6 protein-coding genes are annotated in these 5,583 nt (G+C 27.7%); all 6 read right to left on the bottom strand.

Annotation, left to right across the window (positions count from 1 at the left end; genetic code table 11):
* On the bottom strand, window positions 1-370 hold a 370-nt coding region (locus ACRC03_RS11410; RefSeq protein ID WP_438652691.1), incomplete at its 3' end, for a hypothetical protein.
* Between the two features lie 15 nt (window positions 371-385).
* Window positions 386-790, bottom strand: coding sequence for a nucleotidyltransferase domain-containing protein (locus ACRC03_RS11405; RefSeq protein ID WP_438652690.1), 405 nt, complete (start codon window positions 788-790; stop codon window positions 386-388).
* 20 nt (window positions 791-810) lie between these two features.
* Entirely contained in the window at window positions 811-1,224 is a 414-nt protein-coding gene (locus ACRC03_RS11400) for a HEPN domain-containing protein (RefSeq protein WP_438652689.1), read from the bottom strand.
* Window positions 1,225-1,229: 5 nt separating this feature from the next.
* Window positions 1,230-1,610, bottom strand: a complete 381-nt coding sequence (locus ACRC03_RS11395; protein ID WP_438652688.1) for a nucleotidyltransferase domain-containing protein — start codon at window positions 1,608-1,610, stop codon at window positions 1,230-1,232.
* Window positions 1,611-1,765: 155 nt separating this feature from the next.
* Window positions 1,766-2,881 (bottom strand): metallophosphoesterase, encoded by a 1,116-nt coding sequence (locus tag ACRC03_RS11390; protein WP_438652687.1) that lies wholly within the window; start codon window positions 2,879-2,881, stop codon window positions 1,766-1,768.
* A gap of 161 nt (window positions 2,882-3,042) precedes the next feature.
* Entirely contained in the window at window positions 3,043-5,169 is a 2,127-nt protein-coding gene (locus ACRC03_RS11385; RefSeq protein WP_438652686.1) for a cell wall-binding repeat-containing protein, read from the bottom strand.
* Window positions 5,170-5,583: the final 414 nt, after the last annotated feature.

The following is a 5,583-nucleotide window of genomic DNA, read 5'->3' as shown; positions in this document are numbered from 1 at the left end:
GTACATCTTCAAAGGTTGGTCTTTCATATCCATGAGCATGTTCATTTCTAAGCATTCTCAATGCATTACAAAATAATGCTCCATCTTGTGGAAGTAGTCCACTTTCTTCACATTGGGTTACATATTCTATAAAATCTTTGCTTTTTATACTTATATTAAATTCCATATTACAAAAAGCTAGATAGTTTTTTGTTAACTCATAAAATGAATTTACATACGCCTTAAATCCACTTTGAACAAACTCTAACATTTCAACAGGTATATCTTTTTCTGAATAATTTTGTACAAATTTTTCTATTTTAAATAAACAGTCTACATAATCATCACATAACTCTTTTAAACTATTCCACTGACTTTGTCTTATCTTCATAATCTTCCACCTCCCTTAATACTGAGGATAAATACTTTTATGCTCATAACATCTTTTTATTATATCTATCATGTCTTTGTTATATAGTTGAAATTCATAGAAGTATTCTCTAAAATCCTCTGTAAAATATATACAATCTCCACTAAGTATTTCATACTCCATTTTTACACTATAATCATCTTTTACTACTTTTAGGTCCACTTCTATATCTAATTTCTTTCTAAGTTCCATTTGATATTTACTTCTTAGCATTATTGAAATTTTTTCTTTAGGATACCATGCTATGTCAATATCACTAGACTTAGAAAACCTCGGTGTTCCATAGCTTCCATATATATACACAGCTTCAGTTTTGTCCATTGGTAATGTATTTAATATTGTTTCTTTTACATTTTCAGGTATATTTCTATTATTATACATATTTTCACCTTCTACATATTTTATCTCTTAGTTTTATAAAAACTCTCATCTCCCGGTATTAAATCTCTAAGCATCTCTATTAATTCTTCTCCTTGATTTTTTATATCTAAATATTCCTCTTCATCTAATTCATAGTATCCATCACCTGGATATCTCCTGTCAAAATAGGCGTTAGTTAGTATATTCAACACACCTCTATATCCTTTTAAGAAATTATACTCCTCTTTGCTCATCAGAGTTTTTGCTAATACTTGCAACTTATGAGTTCTATCAGGAACCTCATTTGTTTCATTTATTATTAAACCTTTCATAAGCTTTTCTATACACTGACAGTACAAAGAAACTTTGTTATCATATAATTCTTTATAATCTGGAACACTTGAAAGCATCATATAATCAGCCTTCGCAAACTCAAAATAATTTTTTACACACATATTTTTTACCTCGTATACGTAATATTTAACATATATTTATTAACTTCTATTTCAAAAAAACTTTTTTTATTTAAAGCTTCAATAAATTGTTTTTTAGAATAAACTTTTAAATCAAAATCTTCATTGCTTTCATCACATACATTAGAAAATAACTCTATCTTATATTTATGTATATCTTTAAGACTAACATTATCTAAATTTCTTAAAATTAATATATCAAAGTCACTGCTTTCTTTTATAAGCCCTTTTGCATAACTTCCAAATAGATATAATTCATCATCTTCAGTTATATGTTTTTTTACTATATTTATAAAGTTTCTTATGTTGTTTATTCTAACTTCACTATATGGAAGTTGTTCAAAAGTTTCTAGTTTAGTATGATTCATACTATCACACTCCATTTGCTCTTATTATTAAGGTATTTAATTTTTATATTCTATATCTTATACCTTTATTATTTCATTATATTAGATTTGCAAAACACCAACAATAGAATACTTTCATATTATCTAACTTATTCTGTTCATATACCTTTATATACTTACTTTCCTATGTAAGTCAAATCTGTTTCAAATATCTCTGCTCCCTTTTTAACACTATATTTATCATTTTCATTCGGATAAATTTCTAAGACTCCATCTTTATAATTAGATTTATCATAATTAATGCTTATTCCCATAAGCTCTGTATCTCCTGCTAGGTAGCATACTACTTTATTATCTTTCATAAATAAAGTTTGTAACATTGAATCTTTTGTTGTTTCTACTATGCTTCTCCATTTATATCCCACAGTGTCGTAAATTTGTTCTACAGGTGTGTTGGCTTCAAATACATAAGCCTTATCCCACTCAAATGGTGTTAACTCTTTTAAGTTTACTTCTGTTACTTCTTTTTTAATATCTGCTATTTTATATATTACTTCGCCTGCATACTCATCACTTTTATCTTTTTCAAATTCTTTTAATTTAGATTTTTTGTTCACTATCTTCCATTGTCCATTTTTTTGCTCTAAATTAAAAGTAATTTTAGATATAGACTCTCCATGAGCTCCTGGTTGAGTTACTATTACATTTTCATCAATATATTTACCTTCATCTACCTCTTTTATAGTAAGTCCTAATATTCCTAGCTTTACTACTCCATTTTCTGTTTCTATTTCTTTTATAGTGTAAGGCTTTACATAATTTTCATCATCTTCTTTATATGTATTTGCTGATAATACATCTATACTATTTTTTTTAAAATCAGATATCATATTATCCAAGTGAAATCTATTATTTGATACAAATTCATGGTTCCCAAGCACTACTGCATCATATCCTACTTCATTCATGTCACTTGCTAGTGGAAACTCTACATACTTATTTTCAAGCTCAATGATTTCAAGTTCCTTCTTATCTAGTCTATCATAAAAATATTTATCCATAGGTCCATATCCATCACTATCAAAAAAATCCCCTGCATCTACTAAAGTTATATTTTTGTCCTTTTCTCTTTCTTCCTTTACATACTGACTCAAATTATAAGGCACCTGTCCATGTAAATCCGTAGTTGCCAATACATTTACCTGTGTTGTTTTGCTATCACTATATCCTCCAATCATTAAAGTTACCAATAATGATGCACACATTAAAATACCTTTTTTCTTCATTCCCATACGTCCCCCTCCTAAGTTAACTTAACTAAAATCCTAAAGAATAAATATAATTCATTCAAAATTTTAAAGTAATTGTAATTTCCTTATTCGTTATAAATAATAAAACTCCCACATAATAAAAAGCCAATAAAATTTATTGGCTTTTTATTATTCTAATATTATTATTTTTTATGATTTACTTGTTCTTTTAATCCTTCAAATGCTGATTCATTTCCATTTCCACCAACTTTAGTTAGTTCCTTTGTAAATGTATAATAAAGTGCTGTTGATTGATTATTATCTAATCCATTTGGACTTACTAACATTACTGGTGCATTTTGTTTTGCTGCTAGAACTCCTACTGATAGTGCATCTATTAAATCATTTGGTTTTCCATATCCATTTTTAGCTACAAATATATTGTTAAGCTCTGTTTGATTGTTGTAGTTTGTATTTGAGAAAAACGTCTCTATTATATTTAAATTAGTTAAGTTTCTATCTTCTCCTGATATTCTCACTGGATTTTTAAGTCCTGATATTAGATTATCTGGAAGTACTGTTGTTCCTCCTACTACATAGCTTGTTGTTATATCATTAGTATTTATATAATCTTCAAAAGTTTTTAACCCATTTGTAGATGAAGCGTACACTATTGCCATATTATCTCTTGCACATACTGGCGCTATACTTACTGCATCTGCAAATCCTTTTTCTCCATTTACTACTGCTATTTTATTTACATTTTTTAACTTCTTTGCAATAGCAAGAGATGTTTCAAATCGATCTTCTCCGTAGATTCTTTCTATTGTTATTCCCATTGATTTTAATTCATTTGCCACATTTTCACTTATAGCAGAAGTTCCACCTATTACATACACCTTTTTTACACCTAATCTCTCAAGTTCTGCTTTTGTAGAAGTATTTAAACTTTTTGAGTCACTTAGTAATACTGGTGCATTTTCTTGAGCTGCAAATGGTGTTACTGATAATGCGTCTGCTAATGAATCACAATTAACTAAAACTGCTTTTTCACTATTATTCCATCCAGTTTGACTAACCTTCACTGCCGTGTCAAATCTGTCACTTCCTACTAATTCATTTATTTTAGGCTTGTACTCTGTTGTCGCATCTATCGGCTGAGTAACTTTTCCTGAAAATACTTGAACCCCATCTTTGCTATATGTGAATTGATATGTTACATTATCTACCTTTTCTAGGTTTTCACTCTTCCAGTTTATATAATTAGTTGATCTATTATATATTCCTGCATTTGATATATATTCAGGTACTAAGTACTCTCCATTCATACCTATTACTTCATTTTTTATTGTTAGATTTTTACCTTGTTCATTTATTATTTTAGGTAATATTATACTTTGATTACGAGCATTAAGATGATTTATTCTTAAGTTTTTTAATGGACTTAAATCACTTATTTTATTGCTGAATAAAGTTAAAGAGTCTAATTTTATTAAGTTGCTTATTACACTTATGTCACTTATTTGGTTAGTGTGTAACCCCATAGATTCTAAGTTTGTTAATTTACTAAGTGGACTTATATCACTTATATTATTTTCACATAAGCTTAAGTTTGTTAAATTAACTAATTCACTTACTCCACTTATATCCCTTAATCCATTCTCATTTAGATTTATACTTCTTAAGTTAGTTAATCCGCTTAATGATTTTATATCTTTTACTTGATTACCAGCTAAATCCAAGTTCATTAAATTATTTAATTTGCTTAGCCCTGTTATATCACTTACTTTATTGTAAGATAAGTTTATCTCCTCTAAGCTTGATAATTCTTTTAAAGGAGTTACATCACTTACTTTATTTCCACCTAGTTGTAAGTTCGTTAAGTTTATTAACTCACTTAATGCACTTATATCAGTTATTTTGTTTCCAAATATCTCTAGTTCTGTTAAGTTACCTAAAGTACTTAATTGACTTATATTTTCTATTTGATTATTGAATAAATCTAACTCAGTTAAATTCGTACAATATTGAAGACCTTCTAGATTTGTTATATTACTATTGCTTAGGTATAATTTTTTTAGACTATTTAATTGTCTAACAGTTATATCTGTTCCATACTTTTGCCCTAATGCACTATTTAACCCTCTTTTTAAATTTTCATCTGGTATATTTACCACATCATTCTCTTGCAGTACTTTAGTATTTTGATTTTCTGTTTTAACTATCTGATTACCATCTAGCACATCTGCAAATATTGATAATGGAGATACATTTGTTATAAACGTTGTTACTAATATAGTTGATGCTATCTTTTTTGTCTTGTTATTCATAGTTTTCTCCCCTACTATATGATTTTTAAAAGTTATTTTTGAATTTTATTTATAATTATATTTTATTGTAAAGTGATTTTCGAAAAATTATTACTCTATTTTATTATTTATTACATTATACTACATTTTTCACCACACAAAAAGACGGTACTAAAATAAATATATTTTAGCACCGTCTTTTATATCTTGTTTCCACTCTCAATATCTAATATTATAGTCGCCATTTAGATTATATAGCTACTGAGCGAGTGGGCTATATATCTAAAAAAGACTATTCTTCATTAGATATATCAACCTTTATACTTAATTCATTTAATTGAGCATCCTCAGCAACTGCTGGTGCATTTGTCATAGGACAAACAGCACTTTGGTTTTTAGGGAATGCTATAACATCCTTAATGTTAGTAGTTCCTG

Origin of the sequence: Romboutsia sp., from assembly GCF_051659545.1 — a bacterium.
Classification (GTDB): domain Bacteria; phylum Bacillota; class Clostridia; order Peptostreptococcales; family Peptostreptococcaceae; genus JBOFOR01.
Note: the sequence above shows the minus strand (reverse complement) of the source record. Positions and strands in the feature narration are given on the sequence as shown.